This is a genomic window from Kitasatospora sp. NPDC086801, assembly GCF_044745805.1.
Classification (GTDB): domain Bacteria; phylum Actinomycetota; class Actinomycetes; order Streptomycetales; family Streptomycetaceae; genus Kitasatospora.
Genome location: NZ_JBIVAX010000001.1, coordinates 425,398 through 441,994 on the forward strand (window position 1 = coordinate 425,398; position 16,597 = coordinate 441,994).

The 16,597-nt window shown below is 75.1% G+C and carries 3 protein-coding genes; all 3 read left to right on the top strand.

Going from position 1 to position 16,597, the window contains the following annotated elements:
* The first annotated feature begins 123 nt into the window (after nt 1–123).
* The 3 genes from sbnA to ACIPLC_RS02040 all read left to right on the top strand — a co-directional run bounded on the left by sbnA (nt 124) and on the right by ACIPLC_RS02040 (nt 16,554).
* On the top strand, nt 124–1,161 hold the full coding sequence (sbnA, locus tag ACIPLC_RS02030) for a 2,3-diaminopropionate biosynthesis protein SbnA (protein WP_400469959.1): 1,038 nt from the start codon (nt 124–126) through the stop codon (nt 1,159–1,161).
* Nucleotides 1,162–1,258: 97 nt separating this feature from the next.
* Nucleotides 1,259–9,223, top strand: coding sequence for an amino acid adenylation domain-containing protein (locus ACIPLC_RS02035; RefSeq protein WP_400469962.1), 7,965 nt, complete (start codon nt 1,259–1,261; stop codon nt 9,221–9,223).
* Nucleotides 9,220–16,554 carry an amino acid adenylation domain-containing protein gene (locus ACIPLC_RS02040; RefSeq protein ID WP_400469965.1) on the top strand — a complete coding sequence of 2,445 codons (7,335 nt, stop codon included), beginning with the start codon at nt 9,220–9,222 and terminating at the stop codon, nt 16,552–16,554. Before ACIPLC_RS02035 ends, ACIPLC_RS02040 begins: the two co-directional genes overlap by 4 nt.
* Nucleotides 16,555–16,597 lie beyond the last annotated feature (43 nt).

Genomic DNA, 16,597 nt, shown 5'->3' on the forward strand with positions numbered 1-16,597 from the left:
CGCCTCCGGGCCGGCCCGAAACCCTGGTCGCCGACCCCGTCAGCAGTCCGTCAGCCCCTCGTCAGCGCCCGGCGGGAGGCTTGCCGCCGAGGCTAATTCGTTACCGAAGGCCAGGAGTCTCCAGTGCCGGTCATTTCCGCGTCGCACGAATTCGAGGTCAGCGACCTCTTCGTGAATCTGCAGCCGTTCTTCGGGCACCGTCTCTTCCTGAAAGTCGAAGGGTTCAACTTCGCCGGGTCCATCAAGCTGAAAGCGGCCCGGGAAATGGTCGCGCAGGCCGAGGCGGCGGGCGTCCTCGGCCCCGGCTCGACCCTGGTGGAATCCTCGTCCGGGAACATGGGCGTCGCCCTGAGCGTGCTCGCCGCCAGCCGCGGCTACAAGTTCATCTGCGTCACCGACTCTCGCTGCAACGAGGTCACCCGCCGCACCATGGAGTCGTACGGCGCCGAGGTGCACCTGATCACCGAGCCGCACGAGACCGAGGGCTTCCTCGGTGCGCGCATCCGCCACGTCAAGGCGCTGCTCGCCGCCGACGAGAAGCGGGTCTGGCTCAACCAGTACCTGAGCCCGGGCAACTGGATGGCGCACTACCGGACCACCGCGCCGGCCATCGCCCGCCAGTTCCCGGACCTGAACGTGCTGTTCGTCGGCGCGGGCACGACCGGGACGCTGATGGGCTGCGCCCGGTACTTCCGCGAGCGGCGCCCCTCGGTGCGGGTCGTCCCGGTCGACAGCGTCGGCTCGGTCACCTTCGGCGCCCCGCCGGCCACCCGGCACATCCCGGGCCTGGGCACCAGCGTGCGGCCCGCGCTGCTGGACGAGTCGCTGGTGGAGCGGGCGGTCCACGTCGAGGAGACCGACACCGTCCGCACCTGTCGCGAACTGATGCGGGGCGGCTTCCTGTTCGGCGGCTCCACCGGGACGGCCGTCAGCGGTGCGCTGCGCTGGCTGAACGAGCACTACGGCGACGGCGCGGGCGGCGTGCGCGAGCGGGTGACCGCCGTGACCATCTCGCCGGACCTGGGCGAGCGCTACCTGGACACCGTCTACCACGACGAGTGGGTCCGCGGTTCGGTCGGCCCGGAGGGCCTGCTGCCCGGGATCGAGCACCGGGGCCTCGGGGCGGGCGTCGCCGCCGGGCTCCAGACGGTGTCCGGCTGACCGGACGGTCGGGGTCGGCGGTGTCGGGGTCGGCGGTGTCAGAGGGTCGAGAGTTTTCAAGGCGGGGCTGAGGCTGAGAATGACGGAGAGCAAAGCAGTGACGACGACAAACCGGAACGCTGTCCTTCCGCTCACCGCGGCACAGGCCGAGATCTGGTTCGACGAGCAGTTCGCCGCCGGGCCGCTGGCCTACAACATGGCGGACTACATCAATCTGCGCGGACCGCTCGACGCCGAGCTGCTCGGACGGGCGCTGCAACGCCTCGGCCACGAGGCCGAGGGGCTGCGGGTGCAGTTCGTCGAGGAGGACGGCGCCCCCGGCCAGATCGTCCGTCCGCTCGCCCAGATCCCCCTCAAGACGCTGGACTTCACCGGCGAGGCGGAGCCGGCGGCCGCCGCCGAGCGGTGGATGCGGGCCGACCACGCCGACTCGATGAAGGTCACCGACTTCCCGCTGTTCCGCGGCGCGCTGATCAGGCTCGCCCCGGAGCACCACCTGCTCTACCTGTGCATGCACCACATCCTCGCGGACGGCTTCAGCCGCTCGCTGCTCTACCCCAAGCTGTCCGGCGTCTACACCCGGCTGGCCGCCGGCGAGGGCCCGGCCGAGCTGGACGCCGACGCCATGCCGGCCTTCCACCGGCTGCTGGACGCCGAGCGCACGTACCTCGACTCGTCGATGGTCGAGAAGGACCGCGCCTACTGGACGGACCGCCTCACCTCCGACCGGCACGGCGCGGTGCCCGAGCTGGTCTCGCTCTCCGAGCAGGAGCCGGCCCCCGGCCGGGTCGCGCTGCGCGAGACCGCCCGGCTCTCCCCCGCGACCACGGCCGCGCTGCACGCCCTCGCCCAGGACGGCAAGGTCACCATGCCGGTCCTGATGGTCGCCGCGATGGCCGCCTACACCCAGCGCGTCACCGGGGTCCCGGCGCCGCTGCTCACCCTGCCGGTCACCGGCCGGGTCGGCGCGGTCAGCCGCGAGATCCCCGGCATGCTCGCCAACTACCTGCCGCTGGCCGTCCGGGTGCGCCCGGAGATGACCCGCACCGAGTTGCTGCGCGCGGCCTGGGTCGAGGTCGCCGGCACCCTGAAGCACCAGCGCTACCGCGGTGACAGGGTCCGCCGCGACATCGGCCTGCGGATCGACGACCAGCGCGCCTTCGGCCCGTTCATCAACGTGCTCAACCAGGACCCGGAGCTGGCCTTCGGCGACTGCCGCGGGGTCGTGGTCAACCTGTCCACCGGCATCGTCAAGGACCTCATCATGACGGTCCTGAACGCGGACGACGGCACCGTCGAGATCCACCTCGACGGCAACCCCGAGCTGTACGAGCCGGCCGAACTCGCCACCCACCTCGCCCGGTTCGAGACCTTCCTCGGCGCCCTCGCCACCATGCCCGCGGACCGTCCGCTCGGCCAGGTGGGCCTGGGCGCGACCGGCGAACCGCTCGGGCTGCTCGGCGCCTGGGACCCGGCCACCGCCGCCGACCAGGGCCTGCTCGAGCGGGTCCGCGCCATCGCGGCCAGCACGCCCGACGCGGTGGCCGTGGCCGACGGCGCCGAGCGGATCGACTACCGCGAACTGGTCGCCCGCGCGGCGGGCCTGGCCGCCCGGCTGACCGCCGCCGGGGTCAGCACCGGTTCGGTGGTCGCGATGTTCGCCGAGCCCGGCGTCCCCTTCGTCACCGGCGTGCTGGGCGTGATCGGCGCCGGCGGCGCCTACCTGCCGCTCGACCCGGCCGCCCCGGCCGCCCGCAACACCGGGCTGCTGGAGGACGGCGGCGCCCGCCACCTGCTGGTCGGCGCCGGGTACGAGGAGCGGGCCGCCGAGCTCACCGCCGGGGCGACCGCCGCGCTGCCGCTGACCGACCCGTCCGACGCCGCGCACGAAGGCGAACTGCCATCCGTCGGCTGCGGGTTGGACCTGGCGTACGTGATGTTCACCTCCGGCTCCACCGGCAAGCCCAAGGGCGCGATGGTGCAGCGCTCCGGCATGATGAACCACCTCTGGGCCAAGGTCGGCGACCTCGACCTGGCCGCCGGGGAAGGCGTCGTCCAGAACGCGCCGCTCACCTTCGACGTGTCGGTGTGGCAGATGCTCGCCCCGCTCATCGTCGGCGGCACCGTCCGGGTCTCGGGGACGGAGATGGCCGCCGACCCGGCCGCCCTGTTCGCCATGACCCGGGACGAGAAGATCACCGTCCTGGAGGTCGTCCCCTCCCTGCTGCGCGCCGCCCTGGACGCCTGGGACCTCGACGGCACCGCACCCCAACTCCCCCACCTGCGCTGGCTGATGGTCACCGGCGAAGCCCTCCCCGCCGACCTCTGCCGACGGTGGCACGCCCGCCACCCGCACATCCCGATGATGAACGCCTACGGCCCCACCGAATGCTCCGACGACGTCACCCACGCCGTCATCCGCGCCGACGACACCCTCACCGCCCGCGTCCCCATCGGCACCGCCGTCCGCAACACCCGCCTCTACGTCCTCAGCGACGAACTCCAACCCGTCCCCGTCGGCGTCCCCGGAGAGCTCTACATCGGCGGCGCCGGAGTCGGCCGCGGCTACCTCCACGACCCCGCCCGCACCGCCGCCACCTTCATGGCCGACCCCCACGCCGGACCCGGCACCCGGATGTACCGCACCGGCGACCGTGTCATCCAACGACCCGACGGCCAACTCGAGTTCATCGAACGCCGCGACCACCAGGTCAAGATCCGCGGCCGCCGCGTCGAAACCGGCGAAATCGAAACCGTCATCCGCTCCCTCGACACCGTCACCGACACCGCCGTCGCCGTCCTCCCCGACGCCTCCGGCAACCCCCGCCTCATCGGCTACCTCACCGGCCCCGGCGTCGACCCCGCACAGGTCCGGGCCGAACTCTCCCAACTGCTGCCCGGATACATGATCCCGGCGTCCTGGCTCGTCCTCGACGCCATGCCGCTCACCCCCAACGGCAAGCTCGACCGCAAGGCCCTGCCCAAGCCCGCCCTCGGCGAACAGGACACCCTGCGCGGCCCCCGCACCGAACGCGAGCGGATCCTCTGCGACATCCTCGCCGAGGTCCTCGGCACCGGCCGGGTCGGCATCGACGAGGACTTCTTCGCCCTCGGCGGCGACAGCATCCGCTCCATCCAGGTCGTCAGCCGCGCTCACAAGGCCGGGCTCACCCTCACCACCCGCGACATCTTCACCCACAAGACCGCCGCCGCCCTCGCCCAGGTCGCGGGCGGCACCGACCCCACGGCGGCGACCGCGCCCGCCGAGGACGCGGGCGGCACCGGCCCCTACGAACTCACCCCGATCATGGGCCAGTTGCACGACGACACCGGCAGCCTCACCGGCCCGGTCGTCAAGTACAGCCAGCACGTGGTCGTCCGGGTCCCCGCCGCCCTGGACGCCGAACTGCTCGACGCGGCCCTGCACGCCCTGGTCGACCACCACGACGCGCTGCGCACCCGGGCCACCGAACCCGCCCCCGGCCTGTGGCACCTGGAGGCACTGGCCCCCGGCGCGCTCGCCGGCGTCCGACTGGTCGCCACCGCCGAGAACGGCGGCAGCAGCGGCACGGACGACCAGGACGCCCTCGGCTTCGCCGAGCGGCAGGCCGCCGCCGCCCGCGCCCGGCTCGACCCCGCCGCCGCCGTGATGATCCAGGCCGTACTGATCGCCGCGGCCCCCGGCGCCGACACCGCCCTGCTGGTGCTCTCCGCCCACCACCTGGTCATCGACGGCGTGTCCTGGCGAATCCTGCTGCCCGACCTCGCCGCCGCCTGCGAGGCGCTGGCGGACGGCCGCACCCCCGCCCTCGACCCGGTCGGCACCTCCTACCGCGCCTGGTCGCAGTTGCTCGCCGCGCAGGCCCGCACCCAGGTCCGCGGCCCCGAACTCGCCCTCTGGCAGTCGATCCTGACCGGCCCCGACCCGCTGGTCGGCACCCACCGGCTCGACCCGGAGACGGACGTCTACGGCACCCAGCGCACCCTGCGCCTGGAACTCGGCCCCGAGGTCACCGGCCCGCTGCTCACCGACGTCCCGGCGGCCTTCCACGCCGAGGTCAACGACGTCCTGCTGACCGGCCTCGCCCTCGCCGTCGCCGACTGGCGCCGCCGGCACGGCCGCGCCGACTACGCCCAGACCCTGATCGAGCTGGAGGGCCACGGCCGCGAGCAGCTCGCCGACGGCCTCGACCTGTCCCGCACCGTCGGCTGGTTCACCAGCGCCTTCCCGATGCGCCTCGACCCCGGCACGCTCGACTGGGACGAGCTCTGGGCCGGCGGCCCCGCCCTCGCCGCCGCCCTCAAGCGGATCAAGGAGCAGCTGCGCGCGCTGCCCGACCGCGGCGTCGGCTACGGCCTGCTGCGCTACCTCAACCCGCACGCCGCCCGCGCCCTGGCCGGCCACCACAAGCCGCAGATCGGCTTCAACTACATGGGCCGCTTCGACGCCCGCGAGGCCGGCCTCTGGGAGCCGGCCGGCGGCGACGGCGTGGTCGGCACCGGCGCCCACCCCGGCATGCCGCTGCCGCACCTGCTCGACGTCACCCCGGCCACCGAGGACCGGCACGACGGCCCGCACCTGATCGCCAACTGGTCCTGGGCCGGCCGGACCGTCGCCGAGGAGGACGCCCAGGACGTCGCGGCCACCTGGTTCCGCGCCCTCGAACTGCTCGCCCGGCACGCCACCGCCCCCGGTGCGGGCGGCCGCACCCCCTCCGACCTGCCGCTGGTCGCCCTGGCCCAGGACGAGATCGAGGAGTACGAGGCCGAACTCGCCGAGGCCGGCACCGCCCTCGCCGACGTCCTGCCGCTCACCCCGCTCCAGCAGGGCATGCTCTTCCACGCCGACTACGACACCGCCGCCGGGGGCGGCACGGACGCGGTCGACGTCTACACCCTGCAGATCGTCGCCGACATCGAGGGCGAACTCGACGCCGCCGCCCTGCGCGCCGCCGGGCAGGCCCTGCTCGACCGGCACCCGAACCTGCGCGCCGCCTTCCGCGCCCGGGCCACCGGCGAGCCCGTCCAGGTCATCGCGCAGCACGCCGAACTGCCCTGGCTGGAAGCCGACCTGACCGACCTGCCGGAGCCCGCCCGGGCCGCCGAGCTGAACCACATCACCGAGGCCGAGCGCACCCGCCGCTTCGACCTCGCCGCGCCGCCGCTGCTGCGCTTCGCACTCGTCACCCACGGCGAGGGCCGCCACCGGTTCGTCTGGACCAGCCACCACATCCTGGTCGACGGCTGGTCGATGCCGCTGCTCGTCCGCGAGCTGTTCGCGCTCTGCGCGCCCGGCGCGGACGTCGCGCTGCTGCCCGACCCCGCCCCGTACCGCTCGTACCTGGCCTGGCTGACCGCGCAGGACCGCACGGCCGCCCGGGCCGCCTGGCACGAGGTGCTGGCCGACGTCGACGAGCCCACCCTGCTCGTCCCCGCCGACCCGGGCCGCCTCCCGGCGCTGCCCGACGCGGTGCTCGCCGAGGTGCCGCGCGAGCTGACCGCCGCGCTCGCCGGCTGGGCCCGCACCCAGGGCCTGACCCTCAACACCGTGGTGCAGGGCTGCTGGGCGCTGCTGCTCGGCCGGCTCACCGGCCGCCAGGACGTGGTGTTCGGCGCCGTCACCTCCGGCCGCCCGGCCGAGGTCCCGGACGTCGAGTCGATGATCGGCATGTTCCTCACCACCGTGCCGGTCCGGGCCCGGCTGCACCCCGGCGCCACCCTCACCGAACTGCTGCACGCCCTCCAGGACCAGCAGACCGCGCTGCTCCCGCACGAGCACCTCGGGCTCGCCGCGATCCACCAGGCCGCCGGCCTGTCCGGCGAGGTCTTCGACACCGTGGTGCTGTTCGAGAACTTCCCGCTGGACGAGAACGGCCTCGACACCGGCGTCGCCGACGGCCCGCGCATCGTCCGCACCGAGGCCCTCGACGCCCGGCACCACCCGCTGAGCCTGGTGGTCCACCCCGGCGACAGCCTGCACCTGCGCCTGGACTACAACCCCGACCTGTTCGGCCGGGCCGAGGTCGAGCGGGTCTCGGCGATCTTCCAGCACCTGCTGCGCACCGTCGCCGAGCGGCCCGGACTGCCGCTCGCCCAGGTCGACGTGACCGGCCCGGCGGACCTCACCGGCACCGGCACCCCCGGCGAGCTGGGCGGACTGCTCGGCGCCTGGGACCCGTCGATCCCCGAGGAGAGCCTCGGCGTCGTCGAGCGGGTGCGCGCCGTCGCCGCCCGCACCCCCGAGGCGACCGCCGTCACCGACGGCGCCGGCTCGCTGACCTACCGGGAGCTGGTCGAGGCGGCCGGCGGCCTGTCCGCGGGCCTCGCCGGGGCCGGGGTCAGCACCGGTTCGGTGGTCGCGATGCTCGCCGAGCCCGGTGTCCCGTTCATCACCGGCGTGCTGGGCGTGATCGGCGCCGGCGGCGCCTACCTGCCGCTCGACCCGGCCGCCCCGGCCGCCCGCAACACCGGGCTGCTGGAGGACGGCGGCGCCCGCCACCTGCTGGTCGGCGCCGGGTACGAGGAGCAGGCCGCCGAGTTCGCCGCCGCCGTCCAGGGCGAGCCGGTCACCGTCATCGGCCTGGAGCAGGCCGCCGGCACGCGGGCCCTGCCCGACTGCGTGGGCACCGGGTTGGACCTGGCGTACGTGATGTTCACCTCCGGCTCCACCGGCAAGCCCAAGGGCGCGATGGTCCAGCGCTCCGGCATGATGAACCACCTCTGGGCCAAGGTCGGCGACCTCGACCTGGCCGCCGGGGAAGGCGTCGTCCAGAACGCGCCGCTCACCTTCGACGTGTCGGTGTGGCAGATGCTCGCCCCGCTCATCGTCGGCGGCACCGTCCGGGTCTCCGGCACCGACATGGCCGCCGACCCGGCCGCCCTGTTCGGCATGGCCCGGGACGAGAAGATCGCCGTCCTGGAGGTCGTGCCCTCCCTGCTGCGCGCCGCCCTGGACGCCTGGGACCTCGACGGCACCGCACCCGAACTCCCCCACCTGCGCTGGCTGATGGTCACCGGCGAAGCCCTCCCCGCAGACCTCTGCCGACGGTGGCACGCCCGCCACCCGCACATCCCGATGATGAACGCCTACGGCCCCACCGAATGCTCCGACGACGTCACCCACGCCGTCATCCGCGCCGGCGACACCCTCACCGCCCGCGTCCCCATCGGCACCGCCGTCCGCAACACCCGCCTCTACGTCCTCAGCGACGAACTCCAACCCGTCCCCGTCGGCGTCCCCGGCGAGCTCTACATCGGCGGCGCCGGAGTCGGCCGCGGCTACCTCCACGACCCCGCCCGCACCGCCGCCACCTTCATGGCCGACCCCCACGCCGGACCCGGCACCCGGATGTACCGCACCGGCGACCGCGTCATCCAACGACCCGACGGCCAACTCGAGTTCATCGAACGCCGCGACCACCAGGTCAAGATCCGCGGCCGCCGCGTCGAAACCGGCGAAATCGAAACCGTCATCCGCTCCCTCGACACCGTCACCGACACCGCCGTCGCCGTCCTCCCCGACGCCTCCGGCAACCCCCGCCTCATCGGCTACCTCACCGGCCCCGGCGTCGACCCTGATCTGATCCGCCGTCAACTGGCCGAACTGCTGCCCGGGTACATGATCCCGGCGTCCTGGCTGGTGCTGCCCGTCATGCCGCTCACCGCCAACGGCAAGCTCGACCGCAAGGCCCTGCCCAAGCCCGACCCGGGGGAGCAGGAGGAGGCCCGCGCGCCGCGCACCGAGCGCGAGCAGGTGCTGACCGAGATCCTCGCCGAGGTCCTCGGCACCGGCCGGGTCGGCATCGACGAGGACTTCTTCGCCCTCGGCGGCGACAGCATCCGCTCCATCCAGGTCGTCAGCCGCGCTCACAAGGCCGGGCTCACCCTCACCACCCGCGACATCTTCACCCACAAGACCGCCGCCGCCCTCGCCCAGGTCGCCGAGGAGCAGGAGCAGAGCCCCGCCGCCCCCGACCCGGTGGAGCCCGAAAGCAGTCTGATCGCCCTGTCCGACGAGGAACTGGCCGATCTGGAATTCGAGTTGAATGAGGAACTTTCGTGACGACCGCCCCCAGAACCGGGTCGAAGATCAGCGAAGTACTTCCGCTCTCCCCCCTCCAGCAGGGGCTGCTGTTCCTGTCCTCGTACGACCAGGCCTCGCCCGACCCGTACACCCTCCAGTTCGTCGCGGAGATCGACGGGCCGGGCGCGGGTGACGGCGAACAGCTCGCCGCCCGGCTGCGCGAGGCCTCGACCGCACTGCTGCGCCGGCACCCCAACCTGCGGGCCTGCTTCCGCAACCGCAAGACCGGCGAGCCCGTCCAGGTCGTCCTCAAGGAGACCGAGGTCGAGCCGCAGTGGCAGCTGCACGACCTCACCGGCCTGCCCGAGGGCGACCGGGAGGCGGCGGCGCAGCGGCTGACGCGCGAGGACCGGCTGCGCCGGTTCGACCTGGCGCGGCCGCCGCTGATGCGGTTCACCCTGATCCGGCTCGGCGCGGGGCACCACCGGTTCCTCTGGTCGGTGCACCACATCGTCATGGACGGCTGGTCGTTCCCGCTGGCCGTCCGCGAGTTGGTGCTGCTCGGCGACGAGGCGGGCGCGGCGGCGCTGCCCGCGCCCGCGCCGTACCGCTCGTTCCTGACCTGGCTGAACGGCCGCGACCGGGCCGCCGCGCGGGCGGCCTGGGCGCAGCTGCTGGAGGGCCTGGACGGGCCGGTCCGGGCGCTGCCCGGCGCCGGTGACGTCGATTCCCACGAACTGCCGTCGCTCGTCCGGGGGTTCCTGTCGCCGGAGCGCACCGCGGCGCTCAGCGGCTGGGCGCGCGGCCGGGGCCTGACCCTCAACACCGTGGTGCAGGGCTGCTGGGCGCTGCTGCTCGGCCGGCTCACCGGCCGCGAGGACGTGGTGTTCGGGTCGGTCACCTCCGGCCGCCCGGCCGAGGTCCCGGACGTCGAGTCGATGATCGGCCTGTTCGCCAACACCCTGCCGGTCCGCGCCGACCTGCGCCCCGACCAGCGGGCGAGCGAGCTGTTCGAGGCGCTGGCCCGCCAGCAGCTCGCGATGATGCCGCACGAGCACCTGCCGCTCGCCGAGGCGCAGGCCGCCTCCGGCGTCCAGGGCGAGCTGTTCGACACCGTCCTCGCCTTCCAGAGCTACCCGCTGGACGAGGCCGCGCTGTTCCGCGAGTCGGGCGGCAGCGTCAGCTCCGCCCAGGTGCTCTCGGCCACCCACTACCCGCTGAGCCTCACCGTCTTCCCCGGCGAGCGGCTGGACCTCCACCTCGCCTACCGGCCCTCGGCCTTCGCCGAGAACCCCGAGGGCCTCACCGAGGGCCCCGAGGGCCTCACCGAGGGCCTCACCGAGGACCCGCAGCCGTCCGCGCAGCGCGTCCTGGACCGGCTGGTCCGCGTCCTGGAGCAGGTCGCCGACGACCCGCAGGCCCCGCTCGCCCGGCTCGGCGCGCCCGAGCCCGCCGAGCTGGCCCGCATCCTCGGCGAGTGGAGCGGCGCCTCGGCCGCCCCCCGGGAGCCGGCGCGGCGCGCCACCATCGCGGAGCTGTTCGCCGAGCAGGCCGCCCGCACCCCGGACGCCGTCGCGGTCACCGCCCCCGGCGAGGCCGCCCTCAGCTACCGCGAGCTGGACGAGCGGGCCAACCGGCTCGCCCACCTGCTCGCCGCCCGCGGCGCCGGCCCGGAGAGCCTGGTGGCCGTCGCGCTGCCGCGCGGCGCCCAGCTGATCGTCGCCGTCCTCGCCGTCCTCAAGGCGGGCGCGGCCTACCTGCCGCTGGAGCCCGGCCACCCGGCCGACCGGATCGGCTACACCCTGCGCGACGCCCGTCCGGCCCTGCTGCTGACCGCCGACGGCGTGCTGCCCGACCTGCCCGGGGCCCCGGACCTGCCGCGCCTGGACCTGGACGCCCCGGAGACGGCCGCCGCGCTGGCCGCCCGCCCGGCCACCGACCCGGGCGCCGCCGTCACCCCCGAACACCCGGCCTACGTCATCTACACCTCCGGCTCCACCGGCCGCCCCAAGGGCGTCGTGGTGCCGCACCGGAACGTGGCACGGCTGCTGGAGTCCACCGACGACTGGTTCGACTTCGGCCCCGGCGACGTGTGGACGCTGTTCCACTCCATCGCCTTCGACTTCACCGTCTGGGAGCTGTGGGGCGCCCTGCTGCGCGGCGGCCGGCTGGTCGTGGTGCCGTACGACGTGTCGCGCTCCCCCGACGCCTTCCTGGACCTGCTCGCCGCGGAGCGGGTGACCGTCCTCAACCAGACGCCGTCCGCCTTCTACCAGCTGATGCGCGCCGACGCCGACCGCCCGCGCCCGCTCGCCCTGCGGACCGTGGTGTTCGGCGGCGAGGCGCTGGACATCGGCAAGCTCGCCGACTGGTACACCCGGCACGCCGACGACGCACCGCGCCTGGTCAACATGTACGGCATCACCGAGACCACGGTGCACGTCTCCTACCAGGAGCTGGACGCCCCGACGGCCGCCGCCGGCGGCGGCAGCGTGATCGGGCGCGGCATCCCGGACCTGCGGGTCTACCTGCTCGACGGCGCCCTGCAACCCGTCCCGGCCGGCGTGCCCGGCGAGCTCTACATCACCGGCCCCGGCCTGGCCCGCGGCTACCTGCGCCGCCCCGACCTCACCGCGGCCCGCTTCGTCGCCTGCCCGTTCGAGCCCGGCGGCACCCGGATGTACCGCACCGGCGACCTCGGCCGGTGGCGGGCCGACGGCACCCTGGAGTACCTGGGCCGCGCCGACGAGCAGGTCCAACTGCGCGGCTTCCGGATCGAGTTGGGCGAGATCGCGACCGTCCTCGGCCAGCACCCCGCAGTCGCCGGGGCGGCCGTGATCGCCCGCGAGGACCGGCCCGGCGACCAGCGCCTGGTCGCCTACGTGGTGCCCCGCGACGGCGCCGACCCGGCCGGACTGCGGGAGTTCGCCGCCGAGCGGCTGCCCGAGTACATGGTCCCGGCGGCCGTGGTCCGGCTCGCCGCGCTGCCGCTGACCGCCAACGGCAAGCTCGACCGCCGCGCCCTGCCCGCCCCCGCGTACACCACCTCGGCCCGCGGCCCGCGCACCACCGGGGAGGAGCGGCTCTGCGGCGTCTTCGCCGAGGTGCTCGGACTCGACCGGGTCGGCGTCGACGACGACTTCTTCGCCCTCGGCGGCCACTCGCTGCTCGCCACCCGGATCGTCAACCGGGTCCGCGCCGAACTCGGCGCCGAACTCCAGGTCCGGGACCTCTTCGAGGCCCCCTCCCCCGCCCGCCTCGCCGAACGGCTGGCCGCCGCCGCCCCCGGCCGCGCCCCGCTCGCCGCCGGCCCCCGCCCGGCCGTGCTGCCGCTGTCGTACGCGCAGCAGCGGCTCTGGTTCGTCGAGCACCTGGGCGCACCCGGCGGGCTGTACGCCATCCCGCTGGCGATCCGCCTCTCCGGGCGGCTCGACACCGCCGCCCTGGAGGGCGCGCTGCACGACGTGGTCACCCGGCACGAGGCGCTGCGCACCGTCTTCCCGCAGCGCGCACCCGCCGGGGCCGCCCCCAAGACCACCGGCAGCGGACCGGCCGAACAGCGGGTGCTCACCCCGGCCGAGGCCACCGTCCCGCTCCCGGTGAGCGAGACCACCGAGGCGGGCCTGCCCGCCGCCCTCGCCGCCGAGGCCGCGCGCGGCTTCGACCTGGAGCACCACCTCCCGCTCCGCGCCCACCTGTTCCGGCTCGGCCCGGACGAGCACGTGCTGACGATCGTCCTGCACCACATCGCCGGCGACGGCTGGTCGCTCGCCCCGCTCACCCGCGACCTCACCGCGTACTACCGGGCCCGGGTGGCCGGCCGCCCGGCCCAACTACCGCCGCTGCCCGTCCAGTACGCCGACTACGCCCTGTGGCAGCGCGGACTGCTCGGCGCGGAGGACGACCCGCGGAGCGAACTCGCCCGCCAACTCGACCACTGGACCGCCACCCTGAAGGGCCTGCCGGAGGAACTGGCGCTGCCCTTCGACCACCCGCGCGGCACCCGGGCCGACCACCGCGGCGACGTCGTGCGCGCCACCGTGCCGCAGCCGCTCACCGCGGAGCTGCACCGGCTCGCCGCCGCCTGGGGCGTCAGCGTCTTCATGCTGCTGCGGGCCGGGCTCGCCGCCCTGCTCACCCGGCTCGGCGCGGGCACCGACATCCCGCTCGGCAGCCCGATCGCGGGCCGCACCGACGAGCGGCTCGACGAGCTGGTCGGCATGTTCGTCAACACCCTGGTGCTGCGCACCGACACCTCCGGCGACCCGGGCCTGCGCGAACTCGCCGAACGGGTCCGCGCCTACGACCTGGCCGCCCACCAGCACCAGGACGTGCCCTTCGAGAAGCTGGTCGAGGTGCTCAACCCCGAGCGCTCGATGGCCCGGCACCCGCTGTTCCAGGTGATGCTCGGCTTCCAGCAGGCCGGGCCGGCCCCGGCGCCCGAGCAGGACCCGGAACTCGCCGTGACCGAGCAGCCGGTGCCCGTCCGGACCGCCAAGTGGGACCTGTTCTTCCAGCTCACCGAGCAGGCCGGCGGCGCACTCGCGCTCGCCGTCGAGTACCGCACCGACCTGTTCGAGCCCGCCACCGCCCGCCGGATCACCGACGCCTACCTGCGGCTGCTCGCCGCCGCCCTCGCCGAGCCCGCCCGGCCGCTGTCCCGGCTGGACCTGCTCGGGCCCGAGGAGGAGGCCGAACTGCTCGCCCTCGGCACCCACCGGGCCGGCACCCCGCGCAGCACCCTCACCGCCCTCGTGGACCGCCGGATCGCGGCCACCCCGGACGCGGTCGCGCTGGTCCACACCGAGCCCGGCCACCCCGAGCGGCTGCGGCACACCAGCTACGCCGAACTGGACGCCGAGGCCAACCGCCTGGCCCACCTGCTGGCCGCCCGCGGCGCCCGCCGGGGCGACCTGGTGGCGCTGCGCCTGGAGCGCGGCCCAGCCGTGGTGAGCACCCTGCTGGCGATCGCCCGCACCGGCGCGGCCTACCTGCCGATCGACCCGTCCTACCCCGACGAGCGGGTCCGCGACATGCTGGCCGACAGCGGCGCCCGGCTGCTCGTCACCGAACGGTCACCGGCCGGACGGGAGCTCCCCGCCGGGGTCGTCGAGCTGCTCCTGGACGCCCCCGAAACCCTGGCCGACCTGGCCGGCCGGCCCGTCACCGCCCCGGTGCCCGCCGCCCCGGTCGACCCCGACGACCTGCTGTACGTCATCTACACCTCCGGCTCCACCGGCAAGCCCAAGGGCGTCGCGGTCCCGCACCGCGCCGCCGTCCGCCTGGTCCTGGGCCTGCCGGAGCTGGCGCCGACCGCCGCGGACACCTTCCTCTACTTCGCGCCGGTCGCCTTCGACGCCTCCACCTTCGAGATCTGGGGCCCGCTCGCCCACGGCGCCCGGGTGGCGATCCACCCGCCCGGCCCGGCCGACCCGCAGGCCCTGGAGTCCTTCCTGGCCCGCGCCCGGGTGAGCGTCGCCTTCCTCACCACCCAGTTGTCCAACACCATCGCCGACACCCGGCCGCGCGCCCTGGCCCCGCTGCGGGCGCTGCTCACCGGCGGCGAGGCGCACTCCCGCGACCACCTGGACCGGCTGCGGGCCGCCCTGCCGGGCACCACGGTGTTCAACGTGTACGGCCCCACCGAGACCACCACCTTCGCCACCGGCCAGGACCTCGGCCGCGCCGACGGCACCGTCCCGATCGGCCTGCCGATCGGCGACACCCGCGCGTACGTCCTGGACGGGGCGCTGCGGCCGGTGCCGCGCGGCGTGGTCGGCGAGCTGTACCTGGCCGGCGAGGGCCTGGCCCGCGGCTACCTCGGCCAGCCCGGGCTGACCGCCGCCCGCTTCACCGCCTGCCCGTTCGGCGCGCCCGGCGAGCGCATGTACCGCACCGGCGACCTGGTCCGCTGGGACCGGCACGGCCGGATCGAGTACGTCGCCCGCGCCGACCAGCAGGTCAAGATCCGCGGCTACCGGGTCGAACTCGGCGAGATCGAACGGCTGCTGGCCGAGCACCCGGACGTCGCCCGGGCCGCCGTCCTGGCCCCCGCCGACGCCGCCGGCCAACGCCGCCTGGTCGCCTACCTGGTGCCCGCCGACGGCCGGCCGGCCCCCGGGCCCGCCGAGCTGCAGGGCCACCTGGCCCGCTCGCTGCCCGGCCACATGGTGCCGGAGAGCTACACCGCGCTGCCGGAACTGCCGCTGAACGCCAACGGCAAACTGGACGTCAGGGCCCTGCCGGCCCCGGCGGCCACCCCCTCCGCCCGCGCCCCGAGGGCGCCCCGCACCGAGCCGGAACGGCTGCTCTGCGCCGCCGTCGAGGAGGTGCTGGGCGTCGGCCCGGTCGGCCCCGAGGACTCCTTCTTCGCCCTCGGCGGGGACAGCCTGAAGGCGATCCGGCTGGTCAACGCGGCCGGCCGGGCCGGGCTGCCGATCAGCCTCGGCGCGGTCTTCGAGCACCGCACCCTGGAGGCACTGGCCGCGGCCGCCGCCACCGGGGGCGGCGCGGTCGACCTGCTCGGCCCGGTCCTGCCGATCCGGCCCACCGGCCGGCGGCCACCGCTGTTCTGCGTGCACGGCGGCCTCGGCTTCGCGCTCCCGTTCGCGGCCCTCGCCGAGCACCTCGACCCGGAGCAGCCGGTCTACGGCCTCCAGGCCCGCGGCCTGTCCGGCGACGGCCCGCTGCCGACCGACCTGGGCGACGTCGCCGAGGAGTACCTGGCCCGGGTACGGGCCGTGCAGCCGCACGGCCCGTACCACCTGCTCGGCTGGTCCTACGGCGGGGTCGTGGCGCACGAGATGGCCGTCCGGCTGCACGCCGCCGACGAGCAGGTGGCGTTCCTGGCCAACCTGGACGCCTACCCCGACGACGCCCTCGGCTCCCGGCCCGACGACGCCGAGTTCCTCGCCGACTTCCTGGCCGAGGCCGGGGTCGACGCGACGGGGCTGGAACGGCTCACCCCGCAGGACGTCGCCGCGCACCTGGCCCGCACCGAAGGCCCCCTCGCCGCGCTCGAACCGGGTACGCTAGAACGGCTGCTGGGCGTCATGCGGAACAACCTGGAGCTGTTCCAGCGGTTCACCCCGGGCCGCTTCGACGGCTGCCCGATGACGCTCTTCGTGGCGGTCGGCGGCGACACCCGCCCCACCCCGGAGGAGCGCGCCCTCAAGGTCAAGAACTGGGAGCCGCACGTCGGTTCCGCCGTCCTCGCGCACGACGTGGACAGCGGGCACCAGCAACTGCTGCACCCCGCACCGGCGGCGGCGATCGGCGCGGTCGTCGAACACGCCCTCGCCGCCCTGACCGCACCGGCCGCGAGCCCGACCGGAACCCCGGCCGCACCGGCCGCCACCCCGACCACCTGACGCCCGATCACCCCGGCACGTCCCGAGATCCCGAGATCTGGAG